Source organism: bacterium, assembly GCA_036524115.1.
Lineage (GTDB): Bacteria > JAUVQV01 > JAUVQV01 > JAUVQV01 > DATDCY01 > DATDCY01.
Genome location: DATDCY010000058.1, coordinates 1 through 17,997, shown reverse-complemented (window position 1 = coordinate 17,997; position 17,997 = coordinate 1). Strand labels below are relative to the sequence as shown.

Here is a 17,997-nt window from a genome sequence, read left to right as displayed (position 1 = left end):
CACGGTGATGAGGGCTCACTGACGTGCTGCGGATTCTCCACCAGATCTTCCGGACGGGGATCGTCACCGAGCCGCTGCCCGAGGCGGAGGCGGAGATCCGCGTCGTCGGCCGGCAGCTCGAGGAGGCGATCCGGCGGCGGTTCCGCGGCAGCCTGACGATCCGGCAGGTGGACGCCGGCTCGTGCAACGCCTGCGAGCTGGAGATCCACGCGATCAACAACCCCATCTACAACTGCGAGCGCTTCGGCGTCCACTTCACCGCCTCGCCGCGCTTCGCGGACATGCTCCTCGTGACCGGGCCCGTCGCCTTCAACATGGAGATCGCGCTGCGGCGCACGTATGCGGCCACGCCCGAGCCGAAGCTCGTGGTCGCGGTCGGCGACTGCGGCCGCGACGGCGGCGTCTTCGGCTGCAGCTACGCGTCGCTGGGCGGCGTTGCGAGCGTCATCCCCGTCGACGTGGTCATCCCCGGCTGCCCGCCGACCCCGACCGACCTGCTGCGCGGCATCCTCGCCGCGGTCGAGCTGGACAAGAAGAAGCGCGGCTAGCCCGTAGACTTCCCCGTCGCGCCGTGCGAGATGGGAAGAGTCCTCTGGGGGGTGACAGCAGCGAAGCTGCGCCATCAGGGGGCAGAGCCCCCTATGGAAGCGCCGGCTAAGGAGCAGTGCCGTTCAGTGCGCATTGCCCGGCGCTGCGGAGGGGTGGCGCGGAGGGGAGGGCCTCCGCCGCGCGGACCGAAGGGAGCACGGTGGAGGTCCGCAGCGACAGGACCCCGAAGCCTGCATCAGCCTTGGCGGAGTGCGCAGCGACAGGACCCCGTAGCCTGCACGTATACTGATAACGATGAGCACTGACATCCGCCTGCTGTTCGCGACGCGCATCCTCCGCATCTTCGCGTACGGCTTCGTCTCCGTGAGCCTGGCGCTGTACCTGCACGCCGTCGGCTTCGGCGAGCGCGCCGTCGGCCTCATCTTCAGCCTCGCGCTCCTCGGCGACATCCTGGTCTCGCTCTGGATCACGACCTCCGCCGACCGCGCCGGCCGCCGGCGGATGCTCGTGCTCGGCGCGCTGCTGATCGCGGCCACCGGCGGCGTCATGGCCGCGTCGCGGAACCTCGTGCTCATCGCGCTGGCGGCGGCGATCGGCGTCGTCAGCCCCAACGGGAGCGAGATCGGGCCCTTCATCTCCATCGAGCAGTCGGCGCTGGCGCAGCTCGTCGGCGGCGCGCGGCGGACCCGCGTCTTCGCGTGGTACAACCTCGCGGGGTCCTTCGCCGCGGCGGTCGGCGCGCTGGCCGGCGGCTCCTTCGTCAGCGGGCTGCAGCACCTCGGCGTCGCCGAGCAGGCCTCGTACCGCGCGGTCCTCGCCGCCTACGCGGTGTTCGGGGTGGCGCTCGCGGCACTCTTCCTGCTGCTCTCCGGCGCGGTGGAGGCGCCGGCGCGCGACGGGGCGCCGCGCGCCCGCAGCCGGCTTGGCCTGCATCGCTCGCGCGGGACGGTCGCCCGCCTCAGCGCGCTCTTCGCGCTCGACGCCTTCGGTGGCGGCTTCGTGATCCAGGGGCTGCTCGCCTACTGGTTCCACCTGCGCTTCGCGGTGGAGCCGGCGGCGCTCGGCGGGATCTTCTTCGGCGCCAATCTGCTCGCCGGCGTCTCGGCGCTGCTGGCGGACCGCATCGCGGCGCGCATCGGGCTCATCCGCACGATGGTCTTCACGCACATCCCGTCCAACCTGCTGCTGATGCTCGTGCCGCTGATGCCGACGCTCCCCGCCGCCGTCGGCCTGCTGCTGGTGCGCTACAGCATCTCGCAGATGGACGTCCCGACGCGCCAGTCCTACACCATGGCCGTCGTGGACCCGGACGAGCGCTCCGCCGCCTCGGGCGTGACGACGATCGCCCGCTCGGTCGGGGCGCTGGTCTCGCCGACGCTCAGCGGTGCGCTGCTGGCGGTCCCGGCGCTGATCAGTGTGCCGTTCTTCCTTGCCGGGACCCTCAAGATCACCTACGACCTGCTGCTGTACCGCGGCTTCAAGGCGCATCCGCCGCCGGACGAGGGGAAGCGCGCCACGATCGGCGCGTAGGGCGCGGATGCAGCAGGGTAGCATCTGCCGATATGCCCTGAAGCAAGGTGACGACTCACGCGCCGAGACAGGAGGACGTGTAAATAGCCACGTCACGCCTGCGTTACCATCGAAGCACAAGGAAGTCCGGAATAGATCGACGCGGGGTAACAAGTCTGCTGTGCTGATCCGCGCGTACGCGCGGACTTGGGCCTGATACCTGGAAATTTCTGTCGGATTTGCAGTACGATGGTCCCATGACCAAGCGGCAGAGCGGCGAAGGGGCCCCGAGCCTGGCGTTCATCGGGCACATCGAGACGCCCTACCAGACGCCTGACGACTGCCCCTACACCGTCAACCCCGGGGGGCCGCCGTGCCGCATCGTCGTCGATCCGGCATACGTCGCGGGCCTCAAGGGGCTCGAGGTCGGCGACCGGATCCTCGTGCTCTACTGGCTCGACCGCGCGCACCGCGACAAGCCGCTCGTGGGCGTGCGCCGCTCCGGCAAGGTCGCCGGCGCGTTCGCGGCGCGCACGCCCCACCGGCCGAACCCCATCGGCGCGGCGGTGGTTTCGATCGAGGCGATGGAAGGGCCGGTCCTCCAGGTCCGCGGCCTCGACTGCATCACCGGGACGCCGCTGCTCGACGTCAAGCCCGCGATGCGCGCGGAGAGCCCGGCCGCCGGCGGGTCCGGCGTTTGACGGTCGGCCGGGGCGCGCGCGCCGGCGCGGCGGCCTTCGTCCTGCACGGCGCCGGGACGCTCATTCTCGAGAGCGTCTGGGTCCGCCAGCAGGTCGTCCTCCTCGGCAGTTCGCCCGAGGCCTATGCGAGCGTCCTGTTCGCGTTCTTCTGCGGCGTGGCCGCGGGGAGCTGGTGGTGGCGCGGCGCCGGGCCGCGGCGGGTGAGCGGGAACGGATTCGTCGCCGGGTTGGCGGCCACCCTCGCGCTCTCGATCGTCGTCCCGGGGCTGCTCGCGGCGCACCTCGACGAACTCGCGGCGCACCCGCTGGTGGCGCCGCTCGCGGGGCGGGCCGCCGCTGTGGTGCTGACGACGCTCCTGCTGGCGGCGCCGAGCGTCTTCCTCGGCGCCTTCTACCCGGCCGTCGGGCGCCTGGTCGTGGGACGCGACTTCGTGCCCCTCTACGTCGCGCAGACCGCCGGGTCGCTGGCTGGCGCCGTCCTGGGAGGGATGCTGCTGCCTCGAAGCGTCGGCTTTCGGGCGACTGCGGCAGTCGGCGCCGCGCTGCTGCTGGCGGCGGTGCTCGTCGTGCGGTGGGCCAGCGGCGCGGCCGAAGGGGCAGGGGACGCGGGCGAGCCTGACGCAGGGACCGAGGCGGCTGGTGCGGCGGCGACGCCCGGGCTCCCGGCCCGTCTGCTCGTTCTGGCGGCCGGCTCGGGCACGTGCTCGTTGCTCCTGCAGGGGCTCTGGATGCGTCTCGTGGCGCTCGACTCCGACAACTCGGTCTATGCGTTCGGCGCGGTCTCCGCGGTCAGCATTGGCGTCTTCGCGGCCGCCGGGTGCGTGGTCGCGCTGCTGCCCGCGCGCATCGCCGCTGCGCCGCCGACGCTGCCCCTGCTGCTGCCGGGCATCGTCGCGGGCGCCGCGGCTGCCGCCAGGCTCTGGGTTCACCGCACCGACGGTCTGGCGATCCACCTCGTCGCGAACGCCGAGGGCTTCACCGTCGCGGCCGCGCGCGCCGCGCCGCTCGTCCTCGTCGGTTCGGCCTGCGCATCGCTGCTGTTTCCAATGGTGCTCCGCGCTGCGGCGAGCCGGCACGGGCCCCCGGACGCCGTGGTCGGTCCGCTCGTCGCGGTGAACGCGGCCGGCTGCGCTCTCGGGATCGCGGCGGCCCCCCTGCTGCTGTTCACCGTGGGGATGTGGGGGACGCTGACCGTGGTGTTGGCGGGGTACCTGGCGCTGCCGGTCGGGGGGAGGGCGCCGTTGCGGTGGGGAGGCGTCGCGATCGGTGCGGGTCTCATCGCGCTGCTGGCGCCGTGGCGGTTGCCGCTGGTCACGCCGCGCGACCCGTACGGCGGGTCGCCCGGGACGGTCGTGTCGGCGCGTGAGGGGCGTTACGGCGTTGTTTCGGTCATCGACTATCCGGGGCGGGCGAGGACGCTCTGGCTGAACAACACGTATCTCCTCGAGGCGGCGGCCGGAAATCCTGCGGCTACCGTGCGCCTCGGAATCTTCCCGACGGTCCTGCGGCCGGGGGCGCGGAGCCTGGCGATGATCGGCCTCGGCACCGGCCTCAGCGCCAGCGGCTTCCTCGGCGCGAACATCGAGCGGATCACGCTCATCGAGTTGATCCCGGAGGTCGCGGCGGCCGCGCGGGAGTTCTTCGGGGACGTCAACCGGCAGGTGCTGGGCGACCCCAGCGTCCGGCTGGTCGTCGCGGACGGGCGGCGGTTCCTTGATGCCAACCCCGACCGCTACGACATCATCGCGAGCGACGTCGTCACACCGTGGAACGAGGGCGCGTCGCTGCTCTACAGCCGCGAGCACTTCCGCGCGGTGGGCCGGCGGCTGGCCCGGGGCGGCGTCGCCGTCGTCTGGCTGCCGCTGTACCAACTCACGCGGGAGGAATTCCTCGTCATCGCCCGGACCATGGCCGAGGAGTTCGCGGCGGTGACCCTCTGGGAGTTGGGCGCGGGCATCGAGCGGCCCGTGGTCGCGCTCGTCGGCGCCGAGCGGATCGACGTCGGGGCGATCGCGGCGGGGCTGCTGCGGCGGCCGCCGTCGGCGCGCGATGAGGCGCTCCTCGCGCACGAGTCCGGGATTCTGTCGATGTACGTCGGACCGCTGGAGCGCGACGGCGAATTGCTGCGCGGCGTGCCCGTGACCACGGTGGACCGCCCGCGGCTGGAATACCTGGCCGCGCGCCCGGGGCGCGAACTGTTGCGGGGCGAGTCGTTCCTGGCGCTCGCCGCGGACGTCTTCGGGCTCCCCGGCAACCCCGGGGGGCGCTTCTTCGCCGGCTACGACGCGCGCGTCGAGGAGTGGCGGGCGGCCGGTTGGGCCCTGGACCGCTATGCCTGGCACCTGGGACGGGGCGAGTACGCGGATGCCGCGCGGCTGGAGGCGATCTTCGCGCGGCTCCCCGCATACGGCGAGGCACGGGGCGCCGGGGACGGCGGGCGGGGGAGGTGACGGCGGAGCGGACCGGCCGCTGCTGTTGACACCGAAATCCTGACTCGGGTACAAGGAATACGAAGCCCCATCCACGGCAGAGGGAGGTCCACGGACGGCGGGGGGTTCGAAGAACGTGCATTTCAAGCTCTGGAAGCACGTCCTCCTCAGCTTGGTGCTGCCTGGCGTTCTCGCGCTCGGGGTCGCCCTCTATGCCATCTACAGCATCGACCGGATCTCGTATCGCGTCTCGCTGATCGAGGTCGCCGACGACATCAACCTGAACCTGCTCGAGCTGCGCCGCTACGAGAAGAACATCCTGCTGCTCTACGAGGAGAGCAACGTCAGGACGTTCCATCAGTACCTCGCGCAGATCGAGGCGCGGACGAACGCGAAGCGCTCCGAGATTCTCGCGATCCTGAATCCCGAGGACTACGACGCGCTCCTCGATGACTACCGCACCTACCGGGAGACCGCGGCCGGCATCATCCAGTGCGTCGAACTCAAGAAGAAGCTCCTCGAGGACATCCGGCCGCTGGGCCGCGCGGTGGAGCGGGACGCGCGGGACAGGGCGCAGGCGCTGGAGCTGCGACGGTTCGAGAAGAACTACCTGATCTACCGCGAGGCGCAGGCGCTCGAGCGGCTGCGGCACATCGCGCAGGAGATGCTCGCACGCCAGCCCGGCATCGAGCCGGCTCTCGGACCGTACCTGAAGGCCATCGCCGCCCTCGCCGACAACCAGGCGGTCAAGGATGCGCTGGTCGAGAAGATCCGTGAGACCGGCCGGCGGATCGAGGCCATCACGGCGCGGTTCTCGACGCGCGAGCGCGAGGAGATCACGCGGACCATCACCGCCTCGAAAAAGCTCTTCGTCGCCTCGTTCCTGCTGCTCGTCGGCTCGATCGCGGGCGTCGCCTTCCTGATCACCCGCAGCGTCCTGGGCTCGCTCAAGTCGATCGAGCGCTCGTTCGGCGACCTCTCCGCCGGCGACTTCTCCCACGGCGTCGAGTTGTCGGCGCACGGCCTCCCCGACGAGGTCCACTCCTTCGTCGCCGCCTACAACAGCACCGTCCGCCGCCTCGGGGCCGTCCAGGGCGAGCTGAAGGACGCGCTCGAGCGGCTGGCCGAGGCGAACCGCGAACTCGTCGGCCGCCAGGACGAGCTGGTCGAGGCCCGCAAGACGAGCGCCATGCGGCTGCTGGCCGCCGAGATCGTCCACGAGATCAACAACCCCCTGACGTCGGTCGCGATCTTCCTCGGCGGGTTCTACGAAGACTTTCAGGATGACCCGGCGAGGAAGGCGAACGTGGCGCTGATGCTCAACGAGATACGGCGGTGCCAGTCGGTGCTGCGGGAGCTGGTGGACTTCGCGCGCCGCGATCCCCTGAACCTGGAGGTGGCGCAGCCGGCGGCGCTCGTCCGCGACGCCTGCGAGGTGGTGCGCGCCCAGAACCGCGGCGCGGACGTCCGGCTCGACGTCGATCTCGCCGGGCTGCCCGAGGCGGCGGTCCTCGACCGGGTGCTCGTCTACCAGGCGCTGGTGAACGTGCTGGCCAACGCCTTTCACTTCTCGCCGCCGGGCGGCGTGATCGACATCCGGGGCGCCGGCGACGAGGGCAGCTTCTCGATCACCGTCGCGGACCGGGGCGTCGGCATCCCGCCGGAGAACCTGCCGTTCATCTTCCGGCCCTTCTTCACGACGCGCAAGGAGATCGGCGGCACCGGCCTGGGGCTGGCGATCACCAAGAAGATCGTGGAGAGGCACGGCGGGAGGATCACGGTCGAGAGCGTCCCGGGGGCGGGGACGTCCTTCACGATCGTCGTGCCCCTGCGACGGGAGGAGAGCGATGGCACGGGCGCTGGTTGTTGACGACGACCCCGCCACCCTGAAGGCGCTGGAGCTGCTGCTGGCCAAGGCCGGGCACGAGGTGACGGCTGCCGACCGGGGCGAGCGGGCGCTGGCCCTGGTCGACGAGCGCGAGTTCGACATCGTCGTCACCGACCTGCGCATCGGCGACGCCAGCGGCCTGGACGTCCTGACCCGGGTCAAGCAGCGCAGCCCGGCGACCTCGGTCGTCGTCATCACCGGCTTCGCGTCGATCGAGTCGGCGGTGGAGGCGATCAAGCTGGGCGCGTACGACTACCTCACCAAGCCGCTGTTCTCGGACAAGGTCAGGATCGTCGTCAAGCGGGCGCTGGAGCGGGCGGCGCTCACCCGCGAGGTCGACCACCTGCGGCGGGAGCTGACGCAGCACTTCAGCTTCGAGACGCTGGTCGCCAAGAGCGCCCGGATGCAGGAGATCTTCGAGATCATCAAGCAGACGGCGAGCAGCGACAGCAACGTCCTGATCACGGGGGAGTCGGGGACCGGCAAGGAGCTGGTTGCGCGGGCGATCCACTACAATTCGCCGCGGCGCGAGCGGCGTTTCGTGCCGGTCAACTGCGGCGCGCTCTCGCGCGAGCTGATCGAGGCCGAGCTCTTCGGGTACGTCAAGGGGGCCTTCACCGGCGCGGCCAAGGACAAGGGCGGTTTTCTCGAGCTGGCGGCGTGGGGCACGCTGTTCCTCGACGAGATCGCGGAGACGACGCCGGACTTCCAGGTCAAGCTCCTGCGGGTCATCCAGGAGGGCGAGTTCCACAAGGTGGGGTCGCCGCATCCGACGAAGGCCGACATCCGGATACTCGCCGCGACCAACCGCGACCTGCGGCGGGGGCTCGCGGACGGCAGCTTCCGGGAGGACTTGTTCTACCGGCTCAACGTGATCTCGATCCACCTGCCGCCGTTGCGCGAACGGCGGGAGGACATCCCGATGCTCGTCGTCCATTTCCTGCAGAAGTTCGCCGCCAAGCGCGCGGACGGCCGGGTCGTCGGCATCGCCCCCGCCGCGCTGGAGACGCTGATCGCCTACCCGTTCCCGGGGAACGTGCGGGAACTGGAGAACGCGATCGAGTACGCGGTCGCCTTTGCGCGCGGCAGCGAGATCCAGGTCGCGGATCTGCCGCCGGCGCTTCGCGAGGCGCGCGGGAAGCCCCACGCCTTTGCGTTCAAGCCGCTGAAGGCCGCGCGCCACGAGTTCGAGCAGCAGTTCGTGCGCGCGGCGCTGCAGGAGTGCGGGGGCAACATCTCGAAGACGGCCCGCCTCCTGAACATGCACCGCCAGGGACTCCAGCAGAAGATGAAGGAGCTTGGCATCGCGGTGGATGGCCTGCGCGAAGATTAGCAATCTCCACTTGCGTGCATGGATTTCTTGCACGCCCCGGTCAGAGTGGCTTCTCAAAGAACTAACTAGCTGAATTGTAAGCTCAATCCCTATCTGAGCGCTCAGTCACATGTCTTGGTGCAAGTTTGTCTTGCACCCTGCGCCCGCCCCCTTGATCAGCTAACTACTTGATTTAGTGGATCTTTGTTCTTGGCACCGGCTTTGCGAATGATTCTGGCAGCAACCTCGACGAAAGAAAAGGGGAGGCGACGGTGAACGTGAGCACGGTGGATCGGCGGCGTCCCGACAAGCTCTACGCCCAGCTTCTCCAGATCCTGCGGAGGCCGATCGAGCGCGGCGAATGGAAGGACGGAGAGCGGATCCCCACCGAGGACGACCTGTGCGTCCGCTACGGCGTCAGCAAGACCACCGTCAGGTCGGCGATCGAGGAGTTGGTCGCCATGGGATACCTCCAGAAGGTCCAGGGGAAGGGGACGTTCGTCAGACGGAGGATTCCCGAGGAGTGCATCCGGATGGCGATCCACCTGAACGCCGAGCGCATGGAGTTCAGCGTCGCGCCGCGGTACCAGGTGCTCGAGCGCGCCACGGTCCCGCCCCCCGCCGACGTCGCCGACCACCTGAGCCTGGGCGCGGCGGATGAGTGCTGGCATCTCGCGCGGCTGGCGGTCCTGCACGGCCTGCCCCTCGCGCTGGAGCGGCTGTACGTCCCCTGTCGCGCCAGCGTGCGCGACGTCGGCGAGCGCGGCGCCACGGCACCCCTCTCCGCCTGCGTCGAGGCGCGGTGCGCCGCGCGGATCCAGCGGCTGCGCGAGAAGACCGATCTGCGGGTCCCGGTCGAACGCGACGCCGCGCTGCTGGGGATCAGCCCCGGTGTCCCGGCGCTGCGGATCAGGCACTTCTTCTACCTCGGAGCGGAGCGCCCGGTCGCCTGCGCGGAGACGCTGCGGTGCCTGGACCGCTGCGACCGGATTCTCGAGTTCGAGCGGCTGTGAGCGCCAGAGCGGAAAGGGGGTGAGATCGTGGAAGGCGTCATGAACTGGGTGGTGCAGCTCAACCAGAACAACCACGTCGGCTTCGGGTTGCTGACCGTGGCCACGATGGCCGGATTGGGTCTCCTGATCGCGACCGTTGCGGAGTTGTTCTTCAAGGCACTCGGGATCAAGAACGACAAGATCGAGATCCACCATTGACCATCTGGTGAGGGGAGGTGAGGGAAATGCTGACGCTACCGATCGCCGGGGTTGAAATCATGGCCTGGCAGCTCGTGCTGCTCGGGCTCACCGTGGGAGTCATCGGCGGGTTCTTCGGAGTCGGCGGGGCCTTCATGGTCACGCCGGCCCTCAACGTGTTCGGCTTCCCCATGGCGTACGCCATCGGGACGGACATGGCGCACATCGCGGGCAAGTCGATCGTGGCGACCGCGAAGCACCGGAAACTCGGCAACGTGGACATGCGGCTCGGGCTGATCATGATCCTCTTCACCGGGATCGGCATCGAGCTGGGCGCGACGCTGATCATGTACCTCGAGAAACTGGGCCGCATCGGCCCGATCGTGCGGATCACGTACATGACGCTGCTCTTCGGCCTCGGGATCTACATGCTCTACGAGTACTACAAGCTCACCCGGGGTGCATCGGGCGCCAAGGTCAAGGACGCCGGCGCGTCGGGCCTGGCCCTGAAGATGCAGAGCCTGAACATCCCGCCGATGATCAACCTCAAGGCCTCGGGGATCAGGATCTCCCTCTGGGTGGTCGGCGGCATGGCGGTCTTCACCGGCTTCCTCGCCGGCTTCCTCGGCGTCGGCGGCGGCTTCATCCGGATGCCGGCCCTGCTCTACGTCATCGGCTGCCCGACCACGATCGCCGTCGGCACGGACCTCTTCGAGGTCATGATCTCCGGCGCGTACGGCGCCTTCTCCTACGCCATGAAGGCCCGCGTCGAGCTGCTCGCCGCGGTCGTCATGCTCTGCGGCGCGGCCGTCGGGGCCCAGTTCGGCACCGTGGCCACCAAGTACGTCAAGGGCCTCGTGATCCGCCTCTACTTCGCGGTGACGATGCTGCTCTCGGGCGTCGCAGTCGTCTTCAAGCAGGTCGCCTCGAACTACAAGGCCGTCTACGAGCCCTCGCTGAAGTCCTGGGCGAAGGCGACGAGCGGCCTCAAGGAGAACGGCCAGATCAGCGAGTGGATCATGATGAACAAGCCGGCCGTCAAGGCCTGGATCGCGCAGCAGTCGGACGTGATGCAGAGCGCGTACGCGCTGGACAAGGCCTGGAACAACTACTCCGGGTACCTGATGCTCGGGGCGGCGTGCGGGCTCAGCGCCCTGATCATCGTCAAGATGCTCAAGGGCGTCGTGTACGAGCGCAAGCTGGCCGCGCAGGCCCAGGCGCTGGCCTAGGGCGCGCAGCGGAAACAGCGGGGAAACGAGGAGGCGCAAGCCGTGGACAAGAAGATCGTGGTGCTGATCCAGCCGGGGTTGCCGTTCCGCAGGACCATCCGCTACGGCGACGAGCGCGCGCGCGAGATCGGGGCCGGCCTCGTCCTGCTCAACATCCTCCCCGAGTTCGCGGCCGTCGACCGGATGGCCTTCGCCACCTACGAGATCGCCCCGTACGACGGCGTGGAGCAGCGGCTGCACGCGGACGTGCTGGGCTTCTTCGACCGCGCGGTGCAGTACTGCCGCGACGCGGGCATCGCCGCCGTGGTCCACACGGAGCAGGGCGGCGTCGAACAGGTGATCCGCGCCGTGGTGCGGGACCGGGGCGTCAAGATGGTGATCGTGCCGACGCCGACCAAGGAGATCCAGCACGAGGCCTTCATCGACACGCTGCGGGAGTTCGCGCAGAACATGCTCGAGCAGGAGCTGTTCTGCCCCGTGGTGTCGGTGCTGGCGACCTGACGATCAACCCCTCGAGGCAGGAGCGGCGGTGCGCCACCCGCGGCGGGCGGGGGCGCGCCGCCGTGCCTCGTCCTACAGCCGCGCGACCAGCGTCGGGCAGGAAACCGCCCCGATCACCTTCTCGGCGACGCTCCCCATCAGCAGTCGCCGCAGGCCGCCGCGGCCGTGGCTGCCCATGACGACGACCGTGGTGCCCCGCTCCCTGACGAGCCCGGCGATGGCGGCGTGCGCGGCGCCCTCGGCCACGAAGCCCTCCGCCTTGATGCCGCCCGCCGCGGCCGTCGCGACTGCCGAGTCGACGGCCTGGTGGGCGTGCGCGGCCAGGAGCTGGCGCAGGTTGGCCGGCGTCTCGGCGAACTGGAACTCGTCGGCGGCGTCGACGACGGAGACGACATCGAGTGCCGCCCGGTAGTGGCTGGCGAGATCGACCGCCCTCTCGACCGCGGCGCGGCTGTGGCGGGAGCCGTCCGTGGGCACGAGGACGCGATCCCAGGCGAGTTCGGCATCACGGGGCACGACCAGGACGTCGGTGTCCGCGTAGCCGATGACGCGCGCCGTGACGCTGCCCATGAAGGCGCGCTCGAGGCGCGTGCGTCCGCGGCGCCCGACGACGATCAGGTCATAGCGCCCGGCGAGCGCCGTCTCGACGATGGCCTCGAACGGGGAACCCTCGACGGCCTTCGACCAGGACAGGGTGAAGCCGTCTTCCTCGGCGGCGGCGCGCGCCCGCTCGAGGACCTTCGTCGCCTCGGCACGCAGCGCCGCGCCGATGTCCTCGCGTCCGCTGATGACCTCGACCTCGGTGTCCTTCAGGCGCGGGTAGGCGGTCATGACCGTCGGCGGCCAGGGGCTGCCGGCGCTGAGGCGGCAGGCCTGCCGCAGCGCGTTGGTGCCGGCCTCCGAGCCGTCGACAGCGACGAGGACCTTCTGGTAGCCGCTCACGCCTCTTCCCTCTGCTGCGGGTGCACCTGCGCCAACAATAGCACGCAGGCGCGGGGAAGCGAAGCGGATGCGAACGGAGCGCCGGCGGGGGGCTCCGGCGCTGTTTGTCATTGTCCTCATGCGTGGTACTATTCGACGATTGACGACAAAGGGAAAGTGCAGGCTGACATCATGGGCATGACCATCACCGAGAAGATCCTCGCGGCGAAGGCCGGCGAGGCGGCGGTTTCGCCGGGACAGATCGTGCGGGTGCCGGTGGACCTGGCGCTCGCCAACGACATCACCGCGCCGCTGGCGATCCAGGAGTTCGAGAAGGCGGGCGCGGCCGAGGTCTTCGACCGCGAGAAGGTCGTGCTCGTGCCCGACCACTTCTCGCCGAACAAGGACATCCAGTCCGCCGAGCAGTGCCGGGTGATGCGGGAGTTCGCCCGCAAGCACAGGATCACGAACTACTTCGAACTGGGACGGATGGGCATCGAGCACGCGCTGCTGCCCGAGGCGGGGCTGGTGCGACCCGGCATGGTGATCGTCGGCGCTGACTCGCACACCTGCACCTACGGCGCGCTCGGCGCGTTCGCGACGGGCATGGGGAGCACGGACATCGCGGCGGCCTGGGTCACCGGCTGGACCTGGCTCAAGGTGCCGCCGTCGCTGAAGTTCGTCTTCACGGGGACGCCGAAGCCCTGGGTCGGTGGCAAGGACTACATCCTCGCCGTGCTCGGCAGGATCGGCGTCGACGGCGCGCTCTACTCGGCGATGGAGTTCTGCGGCCCGGCGATCGGGAAGCTCGGCATCGACGGGCGCCTGACGATGTGCAACATGGCCATCGAGGGCGGCGGCAAGAACGGCATCATCGCCGCGGATGCGGTCGTCGACGAGTACCTCAGGGGCCGCACCGCCGTGCCCTACGCGAAGCTCGCCAGCGACGCGGACGCCGCCTACGTCTCCGTGCACGAGGTCGACGTCTCGGGGCTGGAACCCCAGGTCGCGAAGCCGCACTCCCCGGCGAACGTGGTCGGCGTGAGCGAGGTCGCCTCGGTGCGCATCGACCAGGCCTTCGTCGGGTCCTGCACGAACGGCCGCATCTCGGACCTGCGCGAGGCCGCCGCCGTGCTGCGCGGCCGCACGGTCCATCCCGACGTGCGGATGATCGTGATCCCGGCGACCCAGAACATCTACCGCCAGGCGATGAAGGAGGGGCTGCTCGATCTCTTCGTCGAGGCCGGCGCGGCGGTGAGCACGCCGACCTGCGGCCCCTGCCTCGGCGGGCACATGGGGATCCTCGCGAAGGGGGAGGTCGCCGTCGCGACCTCGAACCGCAACTTCCTCGGGCGGATGGGCCACCTCCAGAGCGAGGTCTATCTCGCCGGACCCGCAGTGACCGCCGCCTCCGCGGTGCTCGGGCGGATCGCCCACCCGGGGGAACTGGGGGTGCACCCGTGACCATCAGGGGCAAGGCCTGGAAGTTCGGCGCCGACGTCGACACCGACATCATCATCCCGGCGCGCTACCTGACGACCATCGACCCGCTGGAACTGGCGGCGCACTGCATGGAACCCGTGAGCCCGGACTTCCCGCGGCGCGTCCAGCCGGGCGACGTGGTGGTCGCGGGGAAGAACTTCGGCTGCGGCTCCTCGCGGGAGCACGCCCCCATGGCGCTCAAGGGCTGCGGCGTGGCCGCGGTGATCGCGCCGACGTTCGCCCGCATCTTCTACCGCAACGCCTTCAACGTCGGCCTGCCGGCGATCGAGTCCGCCGAGGCCGCGGCGGCGATCGCCGAGGGCGACGAGGTCGAGATCGACCTGGCCGCCGGCCGGATCGTGAACCACACGCGGGGGGAGCGCTACGCGTTCGCGCCGATCCCGCCGTTCATGATGGAACTGGTCGCCGCCGGCGGCCTCATGGCCTGGCTCAAGGGCCAGAAGGTGAAGTGACGCCGGGGCCGCTGCGGCGCCGGCGAGCGATGAGCGAAGGAAGCGAGGACGCGATGACGGAGCAGGGCTATGCGGTGGCGGTGGTCGGCGCGACGGGCGCCGTGGGGCAGGAGATGCTGCGGGTGCTCGCGGAGCGCGAGTTCCCGGTGCGCGAGCTGCGGGCGCTGGCCTCGGAGCGCTCGGCGGGCAGGAAGGTCGAGTTCAAGGGCCGCGAATACGTCGTGCAGGAGCTGAACGACGACTCCTTCGCGGGCGTGCAGGTGGCGCTCTTCTCGGCCGGCGGCAAGGTCTCGGAGCGCTTCTGCCCGGTGGCGGCGCGCGCGGGCGCGATCTGCATCGACAACACCAACGCCTTCCGCATGGACCCGGCGGTGCCGCTGGTGGTCCCCGAGGTCAACCCGCACGCGATTGCGCGGCACAAGGGCATCATCGCCAACCCGAACTGCTCGACGATCCAGATGGTGGTCGTGCTCAAGCCGCTGCACGACGCGGCGCGCATCCGCCGCGTGGTGGTCTCGACCTACCAGGCGACCTCCGGCGCAGGCAAGAAAGCGATGGACGAGCTGTTCCACCAGACGGCGGACCTGCTCAACGCCCGCGAGGTCACGCCGAAGGTCTTCCCGTACCGCATCGCCTTCAACGTCATCCCGCAGATCGACGTCTTCCTCGAGAACGGCTACACGAAGGAAGAGATGAAGATGGTCAACGAGACCAAGAAGATCATGGAGGACGAGTCGATCCGCGTCACGGCGACCACGGTGCGCGTCCCGGTCTTCTACGGGCACTCCGAGGCCGTGAACATCGAGACCGAGCGCAAGCTCACGCCCGCCGAGGCGCGCGCGCTCCTGGAGAAGGCGCCGGGCGTCAAGGTCGTCGACGACCCGGTGAACCGTCGCTACCCGATGCCGATCGAGGCCGCCGGGCAGGACCTGACCTTCGTCGGCCGCATCCGCGAGGACATCTCGGTCGAGCACGGCCTCAACCTCTGGATCAGCGCCGACAACATCCGCAAGGGGGCGGCCACCAATGCCGTCCAGATCGCGGAGATCCTCGTCCGCGAGAATCGGCTCTAGCCCGCACGATCCCGCGCAGCGGGGGCGGGCGGCGGGGTTCACGCTGCTCGAGGTCCTCGTGGCGCTCGCGATCCTCGGGATCGGGCTCGGCGTCATCTTTCCGGGGATCGCCATGACCCTGCGGCTGCGCCGCGAGGCCGCGGACAGCGCGCGGCTGTCGATCGTCGCCGAGCAGGTCCTCGGCGATCTCGCGACCCGCAAGAAGGCGCCGGAGTCGCCGGAGGAGGGGGACGTCGGCGGCTGCCACTGGCTGCTCGAACCGGTGGGGGCGCCGGCCCCCGCGGCCGGAGCGGCGGGCGAGCCGCACGGCGCCGAGCTGGTCCAGGCGCGGCTGACCGTCTCGACGCAGGGCGGGCCGAGCTGGGAGCTGCTCACGCTGCTGCCGCGCGGCAAGCCGGAGGCGAAGCCATGAACCCGCGGGCCGCCTTCCTCGATCGCCGCGGCCTCACCTTGATCGAGCTGATCCTGACGCTGAGCATCCTCGCCGTCGCGGGCGTCATCATCTCCGGGGCGCTCGCGACCAGCCTCGGGGCCTGGCGCTCGGGCTTCACGCGCGGCCGCGAGGAGGTGGTCGCGCGGGTGGTCGCCGAGCGCATCGCCGCCCAGCTGCGCGCGGCCGTGCCCTCGCCGACGAGCAAGGAGGGGCAGGACGCGATCGCCTTCGACGCGGGGGACCGCGCGCTGCGCTTCGTCACCTGCGCGGCCGCGGGCGCCGCGCCGCTGCAGGTCGCGTACTCGCTCGAGGAGGGCGAGGCGGGCCCGCAGCTCGTCTACCGCGAGTACCCCTGGCCCGACAAGGACTTCTTCAAGGACCACAAGGCGCGGCGGGAGGAGACGATCCCGGACGTCACGGGGTTCTCGGTGAGCGTCGTGAAGCGCCCCGAGGTGGAGCCGGACGAGAGCGTTCCCGGGACGCCGCCGCCGCCCGCGGACGAGCCGTCGCAGAAGTGGAGCCCGCTCGACGAGCTTCTGCCGAAGAGCGTCACGGTTGAGTTCGCGCTGGGGGGCGCTGCCGGCGCCGAGGCGCAGAGCTACCGCGTCGAGGTGGCCCTGCCGAGCCCGGTGCAGCCGTGAGCGCGGCGCGCATCGGGCGGCGCCGCCGCCGCGGGTCGGGCCAGGAGGGCGTCGCGCTCCTGCTGGCGGTCTGGCTGCTGGCGCTGCTGGCGGTCGTGGCCGGCGAGACGATCTTCTCGACCCGCGTCCGCGCCGCCGCGGAGCGCAACCGCCGCGACGACCTGCGCGGGTGGTCGCTGGCGATCGCCGGCTACCGCGCGGCGCTCGCCGCCCTCGACGATCGGATCACGGCGGTCGGGGTCGACGAGGACAAGGGCGACCTGCTCCTGTACTACCGCGGCGACGGCACGGGCACGCCGGCGTTCGCGAAGGACGTGGCGCTCGGCGACGGAACGTACTCGTGGCGGATCAGCGACGAGAGCGGCCTGGTGCCCATCAACGGGATCCAGCAGCGCTCGGTGCTCGTCGGCGTCCTGAAGCTCTGCGGCATGGCCCCGGGGTCGGATCGGGACACGGTCGTCGACAGCATCCTCGACTGGCGCGACGTCGGCAGCGAGCACCGGATCAACGGCGCGGAGGAGGACTACTACCGCTCGCTCGACCCGCCGTACTCGTGCAAGGACGGTCCGCTGGACGTGGTCGAGGAGCTGCTGCTCGTGCGCGGGGTGACGCCCGAGCTGTTCTTCGGCACCGGCGAGGGGGAGAAGCGCGTCCCCGGACTGCGCGACCTGCTCACGGTCTACAGCCTGGAGGGTGAAATCCTGCCCAATGCCGCCACGGTGCCCAAGGCCCTCCGCGAGGAGCTGAAGATCGCGCGCGTGCCCCGCGGGCAGCCGTCGCGCATCTATCGCATCGTGGCGACGGGGGACCCGGGCGCCGGCGCGCCGAAGCGCACGGTGCAGGCGGTCGTCAGCCGCGGCGACACGGGCGGCACCGGTGGCACCCGGACGTTCGCCTTGCTATATTGGAACGACACGAGCAGCCCCGAGCCGGTCGGGAGAGAGGAAAGCCACTGAAATACCGCCTGGGTGTCAGCGTCGCGGACGGGCACCTCTCCTGCCTCTGCCTGCGCTCGGGCCTCGGGAAGGCGGAGGTCGCGGGCGCGCTGCGCCTGCCGCTGCCGCAGGGGCCGGACGCCGAGCCCGCGTTCCTGCAGGAGATCGCCTCGTTCCTGATCGCCAGCCGCGTGCCCGCGGGCGTTGCGGTGACCCTGGGGGTGCCGCGGGCGGACTTCATCATGCGGCGGTTCGAGACGCCGCCGGTGAAGGCGGCGAGCCTGCCGGAGCTCGTCGGCTTCGAGGCGGAGCGCCATCTGCCCGGGCGGAGGGACGAGTTCCTTCTGGGCTGGAAGGCCGGAGGCCGGGCGGCGGGCGAGGGCCACGCGGTGCTGCTCGGCGCCGCGCCGAAGGCGGCCCTCGAGCGCGTGATCGCGCTGCTCGGGCGGGCGAACCTGGCGCCATCGTCGATCCAGCCCGAGGCCTTCGCCGTCGCGGCGGCGCTGCGCTCGGCAGTGCCGGAGTCCCGGCGGGCGCTCGTCGTCGACGTGGGGGCCTCGGCCATCGGCATCGATCTCGTGGACGACGGCCGCGTCGAGTCCTCCCGGGTCATCCCGGTGGACGACCCCGCGTGGCGCGAGTCCTTCGCGATCGCCGCGGCGGGCGGCGGGGACGCGGGCGCGGACACCGCGGCGGAACGCCGGCACGAGGCGACGGCGCGCGTGGCCGCC

18 protein-coding genes are annotated in these 17,997 nt (G+C 70.7%); 17 read left to right on the top strand and 1 reads right to left on the bottom strand.

Annotated features, from left to right (window positions below; translation table 11 throughout):
• The first annotated feature begins 23 nt into the window (after positions 1–23).
• The 10 genes from nuoB (at position 24) to VI078_02680 (ending at position 11,308) form a co-directional block, all read left to right on the top strand.
• On the top strand, positions 24–548 hold the full coding sequence (gene nuoB / locus VI078_02725; protein ID HEY5998196.1) for an NADH-quinone oxidoreductase subunit NuoB: 525 nt from the start codon (positions 24–26) through the stop codon (positions 546–548).
• Between the two features lie 295 nt (positions 549–843).
• Complete coding sequence (locus VI078_02720) at positions 844–2,079, top strand: MFS transporter (GenBank protein ID HEY5998195.1); 1,236 nt, start codon at positions 844–846, stop codon at positions 2,077–2,079.
• A gap of 236 nt (positions 2,080–2,315) precedes the next feature.
• Entirely contained in the window at positions 2,316–2,759 is a 444-nt protein-coding gene (locus tag VI078_02715) for an SAM-dependent methyltransferase (protein ID HEY5998194.1), read from the top strand.
• Positions 2,756–5,209, top strand: coding sequence for a hypothetical protein (locus VI078_02710; GenBank protein ID HEY5998193.1), 2,454 nt, complete (start codon positions 2,756–2,758; stop codon positions 5,207–5,209). Before VI078_02715 ends, VI078_02710 begins: the two co-directional genes overlap by 4 nt.
• Before the next feature lie 115 nt (positions 5,210–5,324).
• Positions 5,325–7,058 carry an ATP-binding protein gene (locus VI078_02705; GenBank protein HEY5998192.1) on the top strand — a complete coding sequence of 578 codons (1,734 nt, stop codon included), beginning with the start codon at positions 5,325–5,327 and terminating at the stop codon, positions 7,056–7,058.
• Complete coding sequence (locus tag VI078_02700; GenBank protein HEY5998191.1) at positions 7,036–8,409, top strand: sigma-54 dependent transcriptional regulator; 1,374 nt, start codon at positions 7,036–7,038, stop codon at positions 8,407–8,409. Before VI078_02705 ends, VI078_02700 begins: the two co-directional genes overlap by 23 nt.
• 251 nt (positions 8,410–8,660) lie before the next feature.
• On the top strand, positions 8,661–9,401 hold the full coding sequence (locus tag VI078_02695; GenBank protein ID HEY5998190.1) for a GntR family transcriptional regulator: 741 nt from the start codon (positions 8,661–8,663) through the stop codon (positions 9,399–9,401).
• A gap of 27 nt (positions 9,402–9,428) precedes the next feature.
• Positions 9,429–9,599: a hypothetical protein gene (locus tag VI078_02690; GenBank protein ID HEY5998189.1), complete on the top strand. Its 171-nt coding sequence runs from the start codon at positions 9,429–9,431 to the stop codon at positions 9,597–9,599.
• Between the two features lie 26 nt (positions 9,600–9,625).
• On the top strand, positions 9,626–10,807 hold the full coding sequence (locus VI078_02685) for a sulfite exporter TauE/SafE family protein (protein HEY5998188.1): 1,182 nt from the start codon (positions 9,626–9,628) through the stop codon (positions 10,805–10,807).
• 42 nt (positions 10,808–10,849) lie between these two features.
• Positions 10,850–11,308 carry a hypothetical protein gene (locus tag VI078_02680; protein ID HEY5998187.1) on the top strand — a complete coding sequence of 153 codons (459 nt, stop codon included), beginning with the start codon at positions 10,850–10,852 and terminating at the stop codon, positions 11,306–11,308.
• A gap of 72 nt (positions 11,309–11,380) precedes the next feature.
• Here VI078_02680 and VI078_02675 read toward each other — a convergent pair whose 3' ends face one another.
• Entirely contained in the window at positions 11,381–12,250 is an 870-nt protein-coding gene (locus tag VI078_02675) for a universal stress protein (protein ID HEY5998186.1), read from the bottom strand.
• Positions 12,251–12,421: 171 nt separating this feature from the next.
• Here VI078_02675 and leuC point away from each other — a divergent pair, with 171 nt between their 5' ends.
• From leuC to VI078_02640, 7 genes are all read left to right on the top strand, one after another.
• Positions 12,422–13,693, top strand: a complete 1,272-nt coding sequence (gene leuC, locus VI078_02670) for a 3-isopropylmalate dehydratase large subunit (protein ID HEY5998185.1) — start codon at positions 12,422–12,424, stop codon at positions 13,691–13,693.
• Positions 13,690–14,184: a 3-isopropylmalate dehydratase small subunit gene (locus tag VI078_02665; GenBank protein ID HEY5998184.1), complete on the top strand. Its 495-nt coding sequence runs from the start codon at positions 13,690–13,692 to the stop codon at positions 14,182–14,184. Before leuC ends, VI078_02665 begins: the two co-directional genes overlap by 4 nt.
• A 29-nt stretch (positions 14,185–14,213) precedes the next feature.
• Positions 14,214–15,257: an aspartate-semialdehyde dehydrogenase gene (locus tag VI078_02660; GenBank protein HEY5998183.1), complete on the top strand. Its 1,044-nt coding sequence runs from the start codon at positions 14,214–14,216 to the stop codon at positions 15,255–15,257.
• Entirely contained in the window at positions 15,211–15,669 is a 459-nt protein-coding gene (locus VI078_02655; protein HEY5998182.1) for a type II secretion system protein, read from the top strand. The genes VI078_02660 and VI078_02655 overlap by 47 nt, the downstream gene beginning before the upstream one ends.
• A complete protein-coding gene (locus VI078_02650) occupies positions 15,666–16,331 on the top strand; it encodes a prepilin-type N-terminal cleavage/methylation domain-containing protein (protein ID HEY5998181.1) in 666 nt (221 codons plus the stop codon). Before VI078_02655 ends, VI078_02650 begins: the two co-directional genes overlap by 4 nt.
• On the top strand, positions 16,328–17,287 hold the full coding sequence (locus VI078_02645) for a hypothetical protein (protein HEY5998180.1): 960 nt from the start codon (positions 16,328–16,330) through the stop codon (positions 17,285–17,287). Before VI078_02650 ends, VI078_02645 begins: the two co-directional genes overlap by 4 nt.
• On the top strand, positions 17,236–17,997 hold a 762-nt coding region (locus tag VI078_02640; protein ID HEY5998179.1), incomplete at its 3' end, for a hypothetical protein. The genes VI078_02645 and VI078_02640, both read left to right, overlap by 52 nt.